This is a genomic window from Pseudomonas sp. LRP2-20 (assembly GCF_024349685.1).
Taxonomy (GTDB): Bacteria; Pseudomonadota; Gammaproteobacteria; order Pseudomonadales; family Pseudomonadaceae; genus Aquipseudomonas.
Map to the genome: position 1 here is coordinate 4,508,850 of NZ_AP025944.1, position 15,349 is coordinate 4,524,198.

General features: G+C 64.3%; 18 protein-coding genes. 9 read left to right on the forward strand and 9 right to left on the reverse strand.

Features of this window, described 5'->3' with window-relative positions; genetic code table 11:
* Window positions 1-100: 100 nt before the first annotated feature.
* Both OCX61_RS20240 and OCX61_RS20245 read right to left on the reverse strand, forming a co-directional pair.
* A complete protein-coding gene (locus tag OCX61_RS20240; protein ID WP_261941091.1) occupies window positions 101-2,158 on the reverse strand; it encodes an LTA synthase family protein in 2,058 nt (685 codons plus the stop codon).
* A gap of 144 nt (window positions 2,159-2,302) precedes the next feature.
* Window positions 2,303-2,494 (reverse strand): PLDc N-terminal domain-containing protein, encoded by a 192-nt coding sequence (locus OCX61_RS20245; RefSeq protein WP_261941092.1) that lies wholly within the window; start codon window positions 2,492-2,494, stop codon window positions 2,303-2,305.
* Between the two features lie 123 nt (window positions 2,495-2,617).
* Between OCX61_RS20245 and OCX61_RS20250 the strand changes: the two genes are divergently transcribed.
* The gene (locus OCX61_RS20250; RefSeq protein WP_261941093.1) at window positions 2,618-3,556 is read left to right on the forward strand and encodes a ZIP family metal transporter; all 939 of its coding nucleotides are present in this window, start codon (window positions 2,618-2,620) and stop codon (window positions 3,554-3,556) included.
* A gap of 124 nt (window positions 3,557-3,680) precedes the next feature.
* Here the strand turns inward: OCX61_RS20250 and OCX61_RS20255 are convergent, their stop codons facing one another.
* Both OCX61_RS20255 and OCX61_RS20260 read right to left on the reverse strand, forming a co-directional pair.
* Window positions 3,681-4,211: a hypothetical protein gene (locus OCX61_RS20255; protein ID WP_261941094.1), complete on the reverse strand. Its 531-nt coding sequence runs from the start codon at window positions 4,209-4,211 to the stop codon at window positions 3,681-3,683.
* A gap of 59 nt (window positions 4,212-4,270) precedes the next feature.
* Window positions 4,271-4,795 carry an ankyrin repeat domain-containing protein gene (locus OCX61_RS20260; protein ID WP_261941095.1) on the reverse strand — a complete coding sequence of 175 codons (525 nt, stop codon included), beginning with the start codon at window positions 4,793-4,795 and terminating at the stop codon, window positions 4,271-4,273.
* Between the two features lie 281 nt (window positions 4,796-5,076).
* Between OCX61_RS20260 and OCX61_RS20265 the strand changes: the two genes are divergently transcribed.
* Window positions 5,077-5,349, forward strand: a complete 273-nt coding sequence (locus OCX61_RS20265; protein WP_027596016.1) for a DUF3509 domain-containing protein — start codon at window positions 5,077-5,079, stop codon at window positions 5,347-5,349.
* 124 nt (window positions 5,350-5,473) lie between these two features.
* On the opposite strand, the gene OCX61_RS20270 is transcribed toward OCX61_RS20265, so the two are convergent.
* From OCX61_RS20270 to aroC, 3 genes are all read right to left on the reverse strand, one after another.
* Window positions 5,474-6,010 carry an oxidase gene (locus OCX61_RS20270; RefSeq protein ID WP_261941096.1) on the reverse strand — a complete coding sequence of 179 codons (537 nt, stop codon included), beginning with the start codon at window positions 6,008-6,010 and terminating at the stop codon, window positions 5,474-5,476.
* Window positions 6,007-7,164, reverse strand: coding sequence for an MFS transporter (locus tag OCX61_RS20275; protein ID WP_261941097.1), 1,158 nt, complete (start codon window positions 7,162-7,164; stop codon window positions 6,007-6,009). The genes OCX61_RS20270 and OCX61_RS20275 overlap by 4 nt, the downstream gene beginning before the upstream one ends.
* A gap of 133 nt (window positions 7,165-7,297) precedes the next feature.
* Complete coding sequence (aroC, locus tag OCX61_RS20280) at window positions 7,298-8,389, reverse strand: chorismate synthase (RefSeq protein ID WP_261941098.1); 1,092 nt, start codon at window positions 8,387-8,389, stop codon at window positions 7,298-7,300.
* Between the two features lie 221 nt (window positions 8,390-8,610).
* On the opposite strand from aroC, the gene OCX61_RS20285 reads away from it, so the two are divergent.
* Complete coding sequence (locus OCX61_RS20285; protein ID WP_261941099.1) at window positions 8,611-9,573, forward strand: alpha/beta hydrolase; 963 nt, start codon at window positions 8,611-8,613, stop codon at window positions 9,571-9,573.
* A gap of 192 nt (window positions 9,574-9,765) precedes the next feature.
* Window positions 9,766-10,554, forward strand: a complete 789-nt coding sequence (locus OCX61_RS20290; RefSeq protein WP_261941100.1) for a hypothetical protein — start codon at window positions 9,766-9,768, stop codon at window positions 10,552-10,554.
* Between the two features lie 126 nt (window positions 10,555-10,680).
* On the opposite strand, the gene prmB is transcribed toward OCX61_RS20290, so the two are convergent.
* Window positions 10,681-11,589, reverse strand: a complete 909-nt coding sequence (prmB, locus tag OCX61_RS20295) for a 50S ribosomal protein L3 N(5)-glutamine methyltransferase (RefSeq protein ID WP_079226992.1) — start codon at window positions 11,587-11,589, stop codon at window positions 10,681-10,683.
* 179 nt (window positions 11,590-11,768) lie between these two features.
* Between prmB and OCX61_RS20300 the strand changes: the two genes are divergently transcribed.
* The 5 genes from OCX61_RS20300 to OCX61_RS20320 all read left to right on the forward strand — a co-directional run bounded on the left by OCX61_RS20300 (window position 11,769) and on the right by OCX61_RS20320 (window position 14,531).
* Window positions 11,769-12,359 (forward strand): cysteine hydrolase family protein, encoded by a 591-nt coding sequence (locus OCX61_RS20300; protein ID WP_085675474.1) that lies wholly within the window; start codon window positions 11,769-11,771, stop codon window positions 12,357-12,359.
* An 88-nt stretch (window positions 12,360-12,447) separates the two neighbouring features.
* Window positions 12,448-12,768, forward strand: coding sequence for a hypothetical protein (locus OCX61_RS20305; protein ID WP_261941101.1), 321 nt, complete (start codon window positions 12,448-12,450; stop codon window positions 12,766-12,768).
* Window positions 12,769-12,931: 163 nt separating this feature from the next.
* On the forward strand, window positions 12,932-13,492 hold the full coding sequence (locus OCX61_RS20310) for a Smr/MutS family protein (protein WP_261941102.1): 561 nt from the start codon (window positions 12,932-12,934) through the stop codon (window positions 13,490-13,492).
* A gap of 69 nt (window positions 13,493-13,561) precedes the next feature.
* Entirely contained in the window at window positions 13,562-14,107 is a 546-nt protein-coding gene (gene folE, locus OCX61_RS20315) for a GTP cyclohydrolase I FolE (RefSeq protein WP_103449647.1), read from the forward strand.
* A 58-nt stretch (window positions 14,108-14,165) separates the two neighbouring features.
* On the forward strand, window positions 14,166-14,531 hold the full coding sequence (locus OCX61_RS20320) for a glutathione S-transferase N-terminal domain-containing protein (RefSeq protein ID WP_261941103.1): 366 nt from the start codon (window positions 14,166-14,168) through the stop codon (window positions 14,529-14,531).
* 144 nt (window positions 14,532-14,675) lie between these two features.
* On the opposite strand, the gene OCX61_RS20325 is transcribed toward OCX61_RS20320, so the two are convergent.
* The gene (locus OCX61_RS20325; protein WP_261941104.1) at window positions 14,676-15,278 is read right to left on the reverse strand and encodes a glutathione S-transferase family protein; all 603 of its coding nucleotides are present in this window, start codon (window positions 15,276-15,278) and stop codon (window positions 14,676-14,678) included.
* Between the last annotated feature and the right edge of the window lie 71 nt (window positions 15,279-15,349).

Here is a 15,349-nt window from a genome sequence, read left to right on the forward strand (position 1 = left end):
CCGGTGTGTGACGCCTGTAGATGCAGACCTTGTGCCTGGGAATTCGTTCAGCAACAGAAAAGGGCCGCAATGCGGCCCTTTTCTGTTTACTGCTTGCTAGTTACTTCTTCGGCGTACCGTGTACGACACCGGCCGTGTTGTCCAGCAGGCTCTTGGTCGCCGTCTGGATGAAGGCCTCGAGCTGCTGCAGCATCTGCGGCTGCTCCGGGCTTTCGATCAGCTCGGCCTTGAACTCGCTGCCCAGCTGGTAGCGGTACATGCGCGGGCTCATGTCCTTGGACTCGATCAGCAGGTGATCGCCCTTGACCAGGCCGACGATCTGCTCGCTGCCCGACGGCTTGATCATGCCCACGCCCGGGTCGCCCTCAGGCAGGTTGAGCAAGTCGCGGCCCCAGCACTGGTGGCGGGTCTCACCACCCAGGCGGCCCATGATGGTCGGCACGATGTCGACCTGGGTACCCACGGTATGGTTGACCGCACCGAACTTCTCCTGGATGCCCGGCGCGATCAGCAGCAGCGGCACGTTGAAGCGGCCCAGGTCCAGCTCGGTGACCTGCTGCTGGTTGCCGAAGCCGTGGTCGCCGACGATGACGAACAGGGTGTCCTTGAAGTACGGCTCTTTACGCGCCTTCTCGAAGAACTGGCCCAGCGCCCAGTCGGAATAACGCATGGCGGTCAGGTGCTCATCCAGGCGGCCCTGGCCGGTGACCTTCTCGACCGGCAGGTTGGCTGGCAGCGCGTACGGCGTGTGGTTGGACAGGGTCTGCAGCAGCGCGTAGATCGGCTTCTTGCCATCGTGCTTGGCCAGTTCCTCGTTGCCGCGGTCGAACATGTCCTGGTCGGACACGCCCCAGGTCGGGTCGGAGAACACCGGGTTGACGAAGTCGTTACGGCCGATGAAGGTAGTCATGCCCTGGTTGCCGAAGAACCCGGACTGGTTGTCCCAGGCGAAATCGCCGTTGTAGACATAGACGTCGTCGTAGTCGCGGGCACTGAGCAGCGCCGGCAGGCCCGACAGCTTGTGGCCGCCCTCAGGGGTCTGCATCAGGTATTCGAAGCCTGGCAGGTTGGGGAAGCAGGCCATGGTGGCGAACATGCCCTGGTGGGTATGGGTGCCGTTGGAGAAGAAGCGGTCGAACAGCAGGCCTTCTTTGGCCAGCTTGTCGAAGTACGGGGTGATGTTGTTCGGGCTGCCCAGGGCGCCTACCGAGTGGCCGGCGAAGCTTTCCATGAGGATCACCACGACGTTCTTGATCGGCAAGGTGCGGTCGGCCGGCGGCACGAAGTCGCGGCGCACGGCAGCCTCGTCGGCATCGACCAGGGTGTCGTGGGCGGTCAGCAGCTGCTTGCGCACGGTCTCGGTGGCCAGCTCCTGCTTCAGCACCGGCTTCCAGATATTGGCGCGGTCTTCGCCGAAGCGGCTCTTGGCGGCGTCGATCAGGGTCAGGGTGCCGTTCAGGCCCAGCTGGTTGACGAAGTTCGAGTCGGTGGTGAAGGCGTCCCCCCAACGCATCGGCGGGCCCTGGCGCAGGGTGCCACGGGCGGCGACCACGGCCACCAGCAGGATCACCATGAACACCGCCAGGCGGTTGTACCACGGCGCCACGCGCTGTTCGCCGGTACCACGGGTCAGGCGGTCGATGCCCTTGAACAGCAGGCTCAGCAACCAAGTGCCGAAGGCCCAGGCCAGCAGGTAACGGACCACCGGGAAGCCATACCAGAGCATGCTCAGCACGGTCTTCGGGTCTTCCTTGATGTACTGGAAGACCAGGCCGTTGAGGCGCTGGTGGAACTCACGGTAGAAGTCCATCTCCATCAGGCCGAGGAACATCACCACGCTCGAGGCCACGGTCAGCCAGAAGCGGAACAGCCCACGCCGGGCCATGAGCCAGGGGCTGAGCATCGCCAGCAGCAGCGGAATGCTCAGGTACACCACCACCCGCAGGTCGAAGCGCAAACCGTTGAAGAAGCCTTCGGCGACGGTCGAGTAAGGGGTGTCGCCGATCATGTCGCTGTTGTAGACCAGCAGCGCCAGGCGCACCAGGCTGAGCATCAACATGATCACCAGGCCGCTGAGCAGCGTATAGGCCAGGTGCGATTTCAAGGTCGGCGTGAACGCTCGCGCGCCCTGTTGCCTCAAGGCATCCGTGTTAGCCATGAATGGGAAGGTCCTAGGATTGCGGTTTGCGGAGATGGCGTTGGGGCTGGCCCAACGCAAGCATTATGCGGGAGCGGATTCTGTTTAATCCAATGTGAAAATTTTGTCACGTTACTATTGCTGATTTTGTCTGGGACGCGGCTTTCATATCCGCACATTACCCCGCGGCCCGGCAATCGCCCAGATCACCAGGCCGATCACTGGCAGCAGGGCAATCAGCAGAATCCACAGCACTTTGATCCCCACTTCGCTGCTGCTTTTGATCACATTGAGGATTGCCCAGATGTCCAGGGCGAGGATGATCAGGCCGACCAGGCCATTGAAGCTAGAGCCCATTGCCACGTTCTCCTTGAAGGCTGTCGTTGTGCATCATCCTCTATCAAGGCTATAGAAGGGAATCCTTGGCCAGCCGCGCAGGTCACTGCATAAACTGCAAGCATTCATGGATTCGAGGTTCGTATGCCCCCCGCCCACAGCCAAAGCGCCACCCCACCCTCCTTGCTGAATGCCTGGCGCCAGCAAGTGCTCAGCACACCATGGCTCAGCGCGGGCCTGGGCGTGAGCTTGCTGGCGGTCATCGTGCTGCTGGCGGCAAGCTTCTGGAATGCCATCAACGGCGACCACGCCGACAACTTGCATCTGGCCGCGCTCGGCGGGCTTTCCGGTTTCGCCGCCACCGCCCTCGGTGCGGTGCTGGCCGTTGTGCTGCGCGATGTCAGCGCGCGCAGCCAGGATGTAATGCTCGGTTTTGCCGCCGGCATGATGCTCGCCGCCAGTTCGTTCTCGCTGATCCTGCCGGGCCTGGATGCCGCCCGGGCGATCACCGGCAACGGCCCGGCGGCGGCGTTCACCGTGGTGCTGGGCATGGGCCTGGGTGTGCTGCTGATGCTCGGCCTCGACCGCTTCACCCCGCACGAACATGAAAGCACCGGCCCTTGCGGCCCGGAGGCCGAGCGCATCAGCCGGGTATGGTTGTTCGTGCTGGCGATCACCTTGCACAACCTGCCCGAGGGCATGGCGATCGGCGTGAGCTTCGCCAATGGCGACATGAACATCGGCCTGCCGCTGACCAGCGCCATCGCCATCCAGGACATTCCTGAGGGCCTGGCCGTGGCATTGGCCTTGCGGGCGACCGGGCTGTCGAACCTGAAGGCTGCGCTGGTGGCAATTGGTTCGGGGCTGATGGAACCCCTGGGCGCGGTGATTGGCCTGGGCATTTCCACCGGGTTTGCCCTGGCTTACCCGATCAGCATGGGGCTGGCGGCGGGGGCGATGATCTTCGTGGTGTCCCACGAGGTGATTCCCGAGACCCACCGCAACGGGCACCAGACCTCGGCGACCCTGGGGTTGATGGGTGGGTTTGCGGTGATGATGTTTCTCGATACCGCGCTGGGCTGAAGTAGCTGGGCGCCTTCAATGGCCTCTTCGCGGGCAAGCCCGCTCCCACAGTGATCACCACAATATCAAGCATTGTGTGGTCCCTGTGGGAGCGGGCTTGCCCGCGAAGAGGCAAACGCTGCTGTCAGACGTGAACGGCGACCTTCAAGGCCTCCAGCGCCGGCTCCACCTTGATCCCCAGCTCTGCTCCCAGCTCAAGCACCCGCGCCAGGTCCTGCTGGCCCACCATCACCATCTGCAGTTCATCATCGAGCAATTGGCTGAAGTTGAGCAGCACATAGCCACCGGCTTCCTTGTTCAACGCGCCCATCTGCACCTGAATGCGGTTGAGCGCAGTCAGCGGCTCGGTGCGCGCCAGTTGCTTGGGCTTGAGGGTGAACGGCACGCTCTGGTCGAACGAATCGCTGATGCGCTGGAACAGCTCCTGGTAGGTGTCGGCCTGGAACACCACGGTGTCAGGCAGGCTGCCGAGCACGACCCATTCACCCAGCGGGATCGGGAAGCTGTCGTCGTAGTTGATATCAGGGTTGGCGGCCAGGAAGACGGCGGGGTCGGCATAGGCCTGGGCGGCCTCGTCGGCGATGCGCTCGATGTCCTCATCGCGCATGCAGCCGGCACCGATGAGGCTGATGAATTCGAGCAACTGGTTTTTCATGAAGGGGGCCTGCGACGGGTGAAAAGTCGCCAAGGATAGCCGCAAATGCCCCCGGGCGGTTAGCCGGCCAGCGCTTGCAGGCGGGCGGCGGTGTCCACTGCGCCCATGGTCTGCGCCGCCATCAGCGCCGTGGCGCCGCGAGCGTCCTGGCGCGCCGGGTCGGCCCCCTGGGCCAACAGGTAATCGAGAATCTCGCCACGGTTGAACATTGCCGCCAGCATCAGCGCGGTACGCCCGTCCTGTGCGGCAGCATCGACCGGCACGCCACTTTCCAGCAGCAGGCAGATCATCGCCAGGTCGCCCTTGAACGCCGCACCGGCGATGGGCAACTGGCCGTTGTCGTTGGCGATCAGCGGGTCGGCACCGTGGGCCAACAGCACCTTTACCGCTTCATGATGGCCGTGGTAGCTGGCCAGCATCAGCAAGGTGTCGCCCTTGTGGTTACGGAGGTTGGCCGGCAGACCGCTGGCCAGCAGGCGCCCGAGCATCTCGGCATCGCCCTGGCGGGCACGCTCGAAGACCTGCTCGGCAAAGGCGGCGGTTTCGTCATCGGTCATGGCGGTAGCGGTGGGTTGAGCGGACATCGGGAACCTCCTGGCATAAATGATTGCCCAAGTTTTTGTCAGGCATGCCATTAGGGTCAAAGGTTCAGATTCTATTGGGTCTATAGGCAAAGCCTGAGCCGTGCAAAATGCACTGTGCAAAATGCACTGTGCAAAATGCACGACCATGCAGCCTGCACGATGCCGCTTCTGAAAAAACCCCATAACACCCTGTATTTGCTGGGCTTTTCCCATCTCCCAGTTCTGGCACGGTCACTGCAACGATCAACTCACGTCTGCCCACACAACAGTCAGGAGTTGATATGGACCTCATCCAGGAAAAATTCGTCTCGGTGTTCTCGGCCTATCAGGTTGCCACCCAGCCCCGCCCTGACGGTGGCGTGTTGCTGACCCTGCGCGCCGCTGATGGCAAGGTAACCCGCCGCGTGCTGACCTACGGCCAACTCCACAGTGCCGAGCAGCTCTCGTGGGCAATCAGTGCCATTCGCCGTGACCTGGCCGAGCAGGCCAGTGAACTGCCGGTGATTTCCATGCTGCAGAGTCAGCAGCGGTTCGCGCTGCCGACCTACCGCTGAGGTTTGTCTGTGCCGGCCTCTCGCGGATGAATCCGCTCCTACAGACAGGTACTGCATTGCCCTTAGGGATGGCGGGGTACCTGATTGTAGGAGCGGATTTATCCGCGATGAGGCCGGTCAGGCATCAAAGCTCGTCGATCCCGAGAAACGCCCGAGCGGTCGCATCGCCGGTAAAGCGCGGCTCTGTACCCTGCTCACTGCCAAACAGGCGCAACGCCAGGCAGAACGGGTTGTCCCCCAGCTCCACCCAGCGCCGCGTTTGCGCCGGCACCACCAGCTGATCGCCCTTCTCGCACAGCACCGTATACACATACTCGCCCAGGCGCATGCCGACTTGCGCGCGGCCAGCCACCATGGCGAACACCTCCTCGCTGTCATGTACATGCTCGTCACGCACATCCACCTGGGTCGGGTCGAGGCCGTCACGGTTGAGCAGCGCGTACGCCACACTGCCCTGGGCCGTCATCAGCTGGTCGAGCTGCTCGCGGCAGGCCTCGAGCACATCCGCCTGGCTGCTGCCCGGGCGCACACGCAGCGCCAGCGGGCTGTGGCTGAAGCGCACGCCCTGCTCGGCCAGGGTCGCGGCGATGTCGTCGTGGTGGGTCAGCACCTTGTTCGGCAAGTCCGGGCTGGACGGGTGGAAAACACAGAGGATGCTCATCGGCTGCTGGTCCTGGTCGATTTCGAACGAGTGGCAATGATAACGGCTGCCGCCAGCGCTGCGGCGCTGGCCATACCAAAGGTGAAGGTGGGCCCCAGCAGTTTCCAGCTGTATCCTGAATACAAGGCGCCCAACGCACCGCCAGTACCTGACAGCGCCGCATACAGCGCCTGCCCCTGGCCTTGCTGGCGGGCCCCGAAACTGGCCTGGACGAAGGCAATGGACGCGGCATGGAAGCAGCCGAAGGTGGCCGCGTGCAGCAACTGGGCGAAGATCAGCACGGCCGGCTCATCGGCCAGGTTGCCCAGCAACAGCCAGCGCAGCGCCGCCAGCAGGAAGCTGACCAGCAGCACCCGCTGCACACTGAAGCGGGCAAACACACGGCTCATGACCATGAACATCAGCACTTCGGCGACCACCCCCAACGCCCACAGCAAGCCGATGGCACCGCGGCTGTAGCCCAGGTGTTCCAGGTGCAGGGTGAGGAAGGTGTAGTACGGGCCGTGGCTGAGCTGCATCAACGCCACGCAGATATAGAAGGCGATCACCCCCGGCGCGGTCAGCTGGCGCAGGAAGCCGCCCGTCTCCCGGCGCTCGCCCTGCTCCACTGGCTGGGCGTTGGGCACCCACAGGCTGGCGACGACGATGGCGGCCATGATGGTCACCAAGGCCACCGGGTAGATGTCCAGGCTCAGCCATTCGAACAGCCGCCCCAGGCCGACCACGGTGAGGATGAAGCCGATCGAACCCCACAGGCGCACCTGGCTGTAGCGCGCGGTCTGCCCATGCAGGTGGGCCAGGGTGATGACTTCGAACTGCGGCAGCACTGCATGCCAGAAGAACGCATGCAGCGCCATGACCAGCGCCAGCCAGGCGTAGCTCTTGCCGAAGAAGATCAGCGAGAAGGTGGCCAGTGTAGACAAGGCGCCCAGGCGCACGATCAGCAGGCGCTGGCCGCTGCGGTCGCCGAGCCAGCCCCACAGGTTGGGGGCGATGCAGCGCATCAGCATGGGGATGGCCACCAGCTCGCCGATGCGTGCCGGGGAGAAGCCCAGATGGTCGAAGTACAAGGCCAGGAACGGGGCGGTGGAACCCAGCAGGGCAAAGTAGAACAGGTAGAAGCTGGACAGGCGCCAGTAGGGGATCTCAGGCATCGGGTGGGCCTTGTGTGAGGCTGTACCGGCCACTTCGCGGGCAAGCCCGCTCCCACAGGGACCGCACACGCTTGCAAGTGGTGGTGATCCTGTGGGAGCGGGCTTGCCCGCGAAGTGGCCGGGCCTGGCTATGTCAGAGCTGGCCCAGCACCGGGGTGTTGACCTTCACATCGGCATTCTGCGCACGGTGGCGCAGCAGGTGATCCATCAGCACGATGGCCATCATCGCTTCGGCGATCGGCGTGGCGCGGATACCTACGCACGGGTCATGGCGGCCCTTGGTGATGACGTCGACCGGGTTGCCATCGACGTCGATCGAACGGCCTGGGGTGGTGATGCTGGAGGTCGGCTTCAATGCCAGGTGGGCGACGATCGGCTGGCCCGAGCTGATGCCGCCGAGAATGCCGCCGGCATTGTTGCTGAGGAAGCCGTCCGGGGTCAGCTCGTCACGGTGCTCGGTGCCACGCTGGGCAACGCTGGCAAAACCGGCGCCGATTTCCACGCCCTTGACCGCGTTGATGCTCATCAGCGCATGGGCCAGCTCCGCGTCGAGGCGGTCGAAGATCGGCTCGCCCAGGCCAGGCATCACGCCTTCGGCGACCACGGTGATCTTGGCCCCGACCGAATCCTGGTCACGGCGCAGCTGGTCCATGTACGCCTCCAGCTCCGGCACCTTGCTCGGGTCGGGGCTGAAGAAGGCGTTTTCCTCCACCGAATCCCAGGTCTTGAAAGGGATTTCGATCGGGCCCAGCTGGCTCATGTAGCCACGCACCTGGATGCCCTGGGTGGCCAGGTATTTCTTGGCAATGGCACCGGCGGCCACACGCATGGCGGTTTCCCGTGCCGAACTGCGGCCGCCGCCACGATAGTCGCGGATGCCGTACTTGTGGTGGTAGGTGTAGTCGGCGTGGGCCGGGCGGAACAGGTCCTTGATCGCCGAGTAGTCCTTGGACTTCTGGTCGGTGTTGCGGATCAGCAGGCCGATCGAGCAGCCGGTGGTTCGGCCTTCGAATACGCCGGAGAGGATCTCCACTTCGTCGGCTTCCTGGCGCTGGGTGGTGTGCCGGCTGGTGCCAGGCTTGCGCCGGTCAAGGTCGTGCTGCAGGTCGGCGAGGGAGATTTCCAGGCCAGGTGGGCAACCATCGACAATGGCGACCAACGCCGGGCCATGGCTTTCGCCAGCGGTGGTGACAGTGAACAGCTTGCCGTAGGTATTGCCGGACATGGACGCTCCGCGAGATCTGCCTGAGATGAACGAAAGCAGGGAGTATACAGAGGGTTTGCTTGCCTGTGCTGGCCTCTTCGCGGGTAAACCCGCTCCCACAGGCCTTGCGCGGTCCCGGTGAGAGCGGGTTTAACCGGGAAACGGCCAGGCCTGCCACATACAGCCACCGAACCTTCCCGCAAACACTGGGTCAAACCGTCATCTCCCCACTGTAGTACCGCATGATGTCGCGCCTCGTCGCCTTCTTCCTCCTGCTGTGCACTGGCCTGGCCCAGGCCGCCGCCCCTACCGTGCTGCAACGCCCCATCGACCTGGACACTGGCCAGGGCGTGCTGCACGGCAGCCTGCTGTTGCCGCAACAGGCCACACCGCCGCCGGTGGTGCTGATCATCGCCGGCTCCGGCCCCACCGACCGCGACGGCAACAACCCGGCCTCGGGGCGCGTCGACAACCTCAAGCGCCTGGCCCTGGTGCTGGCCAACGAACATATCGCCAGCGTGCGCTACGACAAGCGCGGGGTGGCCGCCAGCCAGCCGGCGACACCGGATGAGCGCGACCTCAGCGTGCAACGCTATGTCGACGACGTGGTGGCCTGGAGCCGCAAGCTCAAGGCCGACCCCCGCTTCGGCCCACTGATCCTGGTCGGCCACAGCGAAGGTGCGCTGATCGCCAGCCTGGCCGCCGAGCGTGCCGGTGCCAGCGCCGTGATCACCCTGGCCGGCATCGGCCGACCACTGGCAGATGTGCTGCGCGAGCAACTGGCCCAACGCCTGCCGCCGGCGCAGCTGGCCGGTGGCAGCGCCCTGCTCGACCGCCTGCAGGCCGGGCAGACCAGCCTGGACGTACCGGCCCCGTTGCGCCAGGTGTTTCGCCCCAGCGTACAGCCGTACCTGATCACCCTGCTCCAGCAGGACCCGGCGCAGGCCTTCGCCCGCTTGCCGATGCCGGCGCTGATCGTGCAGGGCCGCAACGACGTGCAGGTCGACGTGGCCGACGCCGAACGCCTAAAGGCGGCCAAGCCGGATGCCCAACTGGTACTGATCGACGGCATGAACCACATGCTGCGCATCAGCCCCAAGGACATGCACCTGCAGCGTGACAGCTACCTCAACCCGGAATTGCCACTGGCACGGGAGCTCGGCGAGCGGGTGGTCAGCTTCATTCACCAACTGCCTTCGGCCTGACCCTCAAACATCGGCAAAAGCTGCCGATAAAACGGTATTGGTGCTGATTGGGGCCGCTTTGCGGCCCATCGCCGGCAAGCGCGGCTCCCACAGGATCTCCTCAAGGCTGATTGCTGTGCGCCCCTGCGCTTGCCGGCGATGGGCTGCAAGGCAGCCCCGGTCAGCGCCCGCCCGTATCTGAGGAATGCCTTGATGACCGATGCCCCCGCCGCCGTAGAGCCAGCCGAAGAGCCGCACGCCCCGGAGCCCGCCGCCCTGCCCTGGGCCGACCTTGCCGTCGAACACTTCCAGCTGCTGCGCCTGGCGCCCATGCCCACCGACCGCAACAGTGGTGCACGGCCATTGCGCTTCGTCGAGTTCGCCTATGCCGAGCGCCATGACAAGGCCCACAGCCTGTTGCGCATGGAAATCCGCCTGCCCGGGCAAAAGGTGCGCAAGGAGCAGAACCAGCTGGATGTGCGGGTGGATCACGCCGAGCGCCTGGTGACCCTCGGCAGCGACAGCGGCCTGCAACTGGAGCCGCTGAACCGTGGCATCGGCCGCTTCATGCTGGGCCAGGCCGTGCAGTGGCTGCAGCGCCGCTGGTCGAACTACCGGGTCGAAGGCATGGCGCTGCCGAACAAGGATGCACTGAACGAAGACACCCGCCTGCGCCGCGACCGCTTCATCACCGCCACCGGCCTGGAGGTGGAATACGCCGACCCACAGCACCTCAAGGGCCGTACGCTCGACACCACGGTGAGCCAGCTCAAGGGCGGCTGGAACACCGAGAAGGTGCAACAGCTGAGCATGCTCGATGCAGCGGGCATGCTGCAGCAGGCCGAGCAGCAATTGCTGGAAAAAGAAGGGCAGCTGCGCGAGCGCGATGAGCGGGTGGCCAAGTATCGGCGCGAAGACAGCGGATTGCGCTTTACCATCACCTGCCTGGTGGCGTTTGCCGTGTTCCAGGCCGGGCTGCTGATCTGGATCGCTACCCGCTGAAACCGAGCCGCCTGCTTCGCGGGCAAGCCCGCTCCCACAGGGATATCACCGAACCTGAGGGTAGCGAACTCCCTGTGGAAGCGGGTTTACCCGCGAATGGGCTGCAAAGCAGCCCCAAGGCCACAATCAGACGCGCGCCTTGAACAGCTCCTGGTGCTGCCGGCACTGCTCGGCGGTGAGCATGAACACACCATGCCCGCCGCGCTCGAACTCCAGCCAGGCAAAGTCCACTTCCGGGTACAGCGCCTCGACATGCACCTGGCTGTTGCCGACCTCAACGATCAGCAGGCCCTTTTCGGTCAGGTGGTCAGCCGCCTCGGCCAGCATCCGCCGCACCAGGTCCAGGCCATCGTTGCCACAGGCCAGGCCCATTTCCGGCTCGTGGTGATACTCGGCCGGCATGTCGCCGAAGTCCTCGGCATCGACATACGGCGGGTTGGACAGGATCAGGTCGAAACGCTGCCCTGGCAGGCCAGCGAAGCCGTCTCCCTGCACAGTGAACACGCGCTCGTCGAGGCCGTGGCGCTCGATGTTCTGGTTGGCCACTTCCAGCGCGTCGAACGACAGGTCGGCCAGCACCACTTCGGCTTCGGGGAACACTTCGGCAGCCACGATACCGATGCAGCCAGAGCCGGTGCACAGGTCAAGGATACGCGCCGGCTCAGCCGCCAGCCACGGCTCGAAGCGCTTCTCGATCAGCTCGCCGATCGGCGAGCGGGGCACCAGCACGCGCTCGTCGACGATGAACGACATGCCGCAGAACCAGGCTTCGCCCAACAGGTAGGCGGTCGGCACGCGGTCTTCGATGCGGCGCTTGAGCAGGTGCTGCAGGCGGACCCGCTCGTCGTCCTCGAGCTGGCAGTCCAGGTAGCTGTCGGCGATTTCCCATGGCAAGTGCACGGCACCCAGCACCAGCAGGCGGGCTTCGTCCCAGGCATTGTCGGCACCATGGCCGAAGAACAGCTCGTGCTCATGGAAGCGGCTGACCGCCCAGCGGATATGGTCGCGCAACGTGCGCAGACGAGATGTGATCACGGGGTACTCCTATTCAGACCGTACAAAAGTCTAACAGCCCAACCCGTACATTTGTTCCCCGCGATGCTCCAGCGGCAAGCCACAGGCCAGTAACCACGCCGCTTGCGATGTCAACCATTCCCATTGGCGCCAAGGCAAGGGAGAATAGGTATACAAAAGCCCTACCCAAGGAGCCCTTGATGTCCGTTCCAACCACGATGTTCCGCCTCACTGGCCGCGACTATCCGCCGGCCAAGCTGAGCCAAGCCAGCCTGATCATCATCGATGCGCAGAAGGAATACCTGAGCGGTCCTCTGCAACTGTCGGGCATGGACGAGGCCGTGGCCAACATCGCCCGGTTGCTCGACGCCGCCCGCAAGGCCGGCCGTCCGATCATCCACGTTCGCCACCTCGGTACCGTTGGCGGGCGCTTCGACCCGCAAGGCCCGGCCGGCCAGTTCATCCCGGGCCTTGAGCCGCGCGAAGGTGAAATCGTCATCGAAAAGCGCATGCCCAACGCCTTCAAGAACACCAAGCTGCACGACACCCTGCAGGCGCTTGGGCACCTGGACCTGATCGTGTGCGGTTTCATGAGCCATTCCAGCGTCAGCACCACCGTGCGCCGCGCCAAGGACTATGGTTACCGTTGCACCCTGGTGGAAGACGCCTCGGCGACTCGCGACCTGGCGCTGAAGGATCAGGTGATCCCCGCCGCCCAGATCCACGCGTGTGAAATGGCCGTGATGGCCGACAACTTCGCCTGTGTCGCCCCTACCGCCAGCCTGATCTGAGCTGACGTTGCGATGACCGCCCGGCAGCCGGGCGGAACCCCAGGGCCGGGCCCAGGTCGAATTCCGGATGTCCACAGAGGAAACTGGAATGAAGCTCAAAGGCAGTTTCGACGCCAAGCGTCTGCGCCCGCGGGAACCGCGTAACTGGGGTGCGCGCATTGCCGCCGGCCTGTCGGCCCTGATCGCCACACTCGGCGTGTTGCTGGCCATGGCCGGCATCGCCGGGCTGCTTGGCAACTACACAGCACTCGCCGAACTCAATGCCAACCGCCCGCTGGCCGGCATCCTGGCCGTGGCCGGGCTGTTGCTGCTGTACCTGGGCGTGCGCTTCTGGCGGCGCAGCCGCATTCGCCTGCGCCGAGGGCGCGAGCTGAACCTGTCGCCGCACCTGATGAAGAAGCACGATTAGTGGTTTGTGCTTCGAGCCTCTTCGCGGGTAAACCCGCTCCCACAGGGACTGCACAATGTTCAAGACCTGTGCGGTCCCTGTGGGAGCGGGTTTACCCGCGAAGAGGCCGGTACTGACGACACAAGGCTGATCGCGTAAACTACGCCGCCCACGTGGAGGCACCATGCAAGACGACGATTTTTCCCTGTTCAGCGCCGAAGTGCGCGGCGTCAAGCCGATCAAGCACGACCGCGCCGATGTGGGCAAACCGAAAACCGACCGCAAGCAGCTCGCCGGCCTGCGCCAGGCGGCGACCATCCGCAGCGACCAGACCTTGGTGATCGACGGCCTGTCCGACCAGTTCGTCATCGACGTCGGTGCCGAAGACGAGCTGATGTGGCGCCGCGATGGCGTGCAGGAAAGCCAGATCCGCAAGCTCAAGCTCGGCCAGATCGCCTTCGAGGGCAGCCTCGACCTGCATGGCATGAGCGTGGAGAAGGCCCGCGAAACCCTGTGGGCCTTCATCGCCGAAGCCACCCAGCTCGAAGTCCGCTGCGTACGGGTGACCCACGGCAAGGCCGCCCGCCTGGACGGCAAGCGCCCGATGATCAAGAGCCACGTCAACACCTGGCTGCGCCAGCACCCGCAAGTGCTCGGTTTCACCTCGTGCCAGGCCCGCCATGGCGGCACCGGCGCGGTGTATGTGATGCTCAAGCGAACCATGATGGAAGGCCGCGACGAGTAACGCCGTGCTTGCAGCGCCGCGCGCGCCGCCGTACCCTTCATTTTTGCGATTTTTCCCACAGGTAGATACATGTCCCTGGAACAGAACTACACCGAGATCCTCAGCCAACTTGGCGAGGACGTCTCCCGTGAGGGCCTGCTCGACACGCCCAAGCGGGCTGCAAAGGCCATGAAGTACCTTTGCCGCGGTTACGAGCAGACGCTGGAAGAAGTCACCAACGGCGCGCTGTTCACCTCCGACAACAGTGAGATGGTGCTGGTCCGGGACATCGAGCTGTATTCGATGTGCGAACACCACATGCTGCCCTTCATCGGCAAGGCTCACGTGGCCTACCTGCCCAAGGGCAAGGTCCTGGGCCTGTCGAAGGTCGCGCGCATCGTCGACATGTTCGCCCGCCGCCTGCAGATCCAGGAAAACCTCAGCCGCCAGATCGCCGAGGCCGTGCAGCAGGTGACTGGCGCCGCTGGCGTGGCGGTGGTCATCGAAGCCAAGCACATGTGCATGATGATGCGCGGCGTGGAAAAACAGAATTCGACCATGCTCACCTCGGTGATGCTGGGTGAGTTCCGTGAAAACGCCTCGACTCGCAGCGAGTTCCTCAGCCTGATCAAGTGATCGGCGCATGACCCGAGCCGGCCCCCAGGGGTCGGCTTTTTCATTTCAGGAGTAGCCCATGATCGTCAAAGCCCTGCGGGTCGGCCTCGGCCAGCTCATCGTGTTCGGCGACTGGATCAGCCGCCCAGCCAAGCAGAAGCGTGATGCCGCGGCCCAGGCGCGTGTCGAGCAGGAGGCCAAGGGCCTCGCGCTGTACCAGTTCCATGCCTGCCCGTTCTGCGTGAAGACCCGCCGTACCCTGCACCGCTTGAACGTGCCGGTAGCGTTGCGTGATGCCAAGAACGACGACCTGCATCGCCAGGCGTTGCTCGAAGGTGGCGGCCGGGTGAAAGTGCCGTGCCTGCGCATCGAGGAACAGGGCAAGGTGACCTGGATGTATGAATCCAAGGCCATCATCGCCTATCTGGACAAACGCTTCGCGTAAGCCCTGCGCGACCCCTGTGGGAGCCGCGCTTGCCGGCGATGGGCCGCGAAGCGGCCCCGGCAATTTATGCAACAACCATGAAATCGTGGGGCCGCTTCGCGGCCCATCGCCGGCAAGCGCGGCTCCCACAAGGACCGCATCAGCTCAGTCGACCATCGGCACATGCCGCGGATGGCTGGCCACCCGCGCCAGCCACTCGCGTACTGCCGGGTAATCCGTCAGGTCGAAGCCGCCCTGATGCGCCACGTGGGTGTAGGCATATAGCGCCACATCGGCAATCGAGTACTGGTCCCCGACCAGATACGGCGTCATCTGCAACTGCCGCTCCATCACCTTCAACGCCTTGTAACCGCCCTTGTGCAGCTTGCGGTATTCCTCCACGCGCTCTTCCGGCAGCCCCAGGTAGAACTGGATGAACCGCGCCACGGCAATGTACGGCTCATGGCTGTACTGCTCGAAGAATTGCCACTGCAACACCTGGGTCCGCAGGCGCGGCTCGCTGGGCAGGAATTCGCTGCCATCGGCCAGGTAGTTGAGGATGGCGTTCGATTCCCACAGGCAGGTACCGTCCTCGAGCTTGAGCACCGGCACCTTGCCGTTGGGGTTCATGGCCAGAAACTCAGGCGTTTCGGTCTCGCCCTTGAGGATATCCACCGCCTGCCATTCATACGGGCGGTCGAGCAGGCTGAGCATCAGCTTGACCTTGTAGCAATTGCCCGACTGGTAGTCACCATACACCTTGTACATTGCCCGCCCCCTCCCATGCAGTTGCGCAAACTTGCCCAATAGTTGGCGACTGTACGGCTAAAAGCAATGCC

What these genes read in the sequence shown, in the direction of transcription:
- OCX61_RS20240 (WP_261941091.1), bottom strand. Translation starts at nt 2,158, where the DNA reads ATGGCTAACACGGATGCCTTGAGGCAACAGGGCGCGCGAGCGTTCACG.
- OCX61_RS20245 (WP_261941092.1), bottom strand. Translation starts at nt 2,494, where the DNA reads ATGGGCTCTAGCTTCAATGGCCTGGTCGGCCTGATCATCCTCGCCCTG.
- OCX61_RS20250 (WP_261941093.1), top strand. Translation starts at nt 2,618, where the DNA reads ATGCCCCCCGCCCACAGCCAAAGCGCCACCCCACCCTCCTTGCTGAAT.
- OCX61_RS20255 (WP_261941094.1), bottom strand. Translation starts at nt 4,211, where the DNA reads ATGAAAAACCAGTTGCTCGAATTCATCAGCCTCATCGGTGCCGGCTGC.
- OCX61_RS20260 (WP_261941095.1), bottom strand. Translation starts at nt 4,795, where the DNA reads ATGTCCGCTCAACCCACCGCTACCGCCATGACCGATGACGAAACCGCC.
- OCX61_RS20265 (WP_027596016.1), top strand. Translation starts at nt 5,077, where the DNA reads ATGGACCTCATCCAGGAAAAATTCGTCTCGGTGTTCTCGGCCTATCAG.
- OCX61_RS20270 (WP_261941096.1), bottom strand. Translation starts at nt 6,010, where the DNA reads ATGAGCATCCTCTGTGTTTTCCACCCGTCCAGCCCGGACTTGCCGAAC.
- OCX61_RS20275 (WP_261941097.1), bottom strand. Translation starts at nt 7,164, where the DNA reads ATGCCTGAGATCCCCTACTGGCGCCTGTCCAGCTTCTACCTGTTCTAC.
- aroC (WP_261941098.1), bottom strand. Translation starts at nt 8,389, where the DNA reads ATGTCCGGCAATACCTACGGCAAGCTGTTCACTGTCACCACCGCTGGC.
- OCX61_RS20285 (WP_261941099.1), top strand. Translation starts at nt 8,611, where the DNA reads ATGATGTCGCGCCTCGTCGCCTTCTTCCTCCTGCTGTGCACTGGCCTG.
- OCX61_RS20290 (WP_261941100.1), top strand. Translation starts at nt 9,766, where the DNA reads ATGACCGATGCCCCCGCCGCCGTAGAGCCAGCCGAAGAGCCGCACGCC.
- OCX61_RS20300 (WP_085675474.1), top strand. Translation starts at nt 11,769, where the DNA reads ATGTCCGTTCCAACCACGATGTTCCGCCTCACTGGCCGCGACTATCCG.
- OCX61_RS20305 (WP_261941101.1), top strand. Translation starts at nt 12,448, where the DNA reads ATGAAGCTCAAAGGCAGTTTCGACGCCAAGCGTCTGCGCCCGCGGGAA.
- OCX61_RS20310 (WP_261941102.1), top strand. Translation starts at nt 12,932, where the DNA reads ATGCAAGACGACGATTTTTCCCTGTTCAGCGCCGAAGTGCGCGGCGTC.
- folE (WP_103449647.1), top strand. Translation starts at nt 13,562, where the DNA reads ATGTCCCTGGAACAGAACTACACCGAGATCCTCAGCCAACTTGGCGAG.
- OCX61_RS20320 (WP_261941103.1), top strand. Translation starts at nt 14,166, where the DNA reads ATGATCGTCAAAGCCCTGCGGGTCGGCCTCGGCCAGCTCATCGTGTTC.
- OCX61_RS20325 (WP_261941104.1), bottom strand. Translation starts at nt 15,278, where the DNA reads ATGTACAAGGTGTATGGTGACTACCAGTCGGGCAATTGCTACAAGGTC.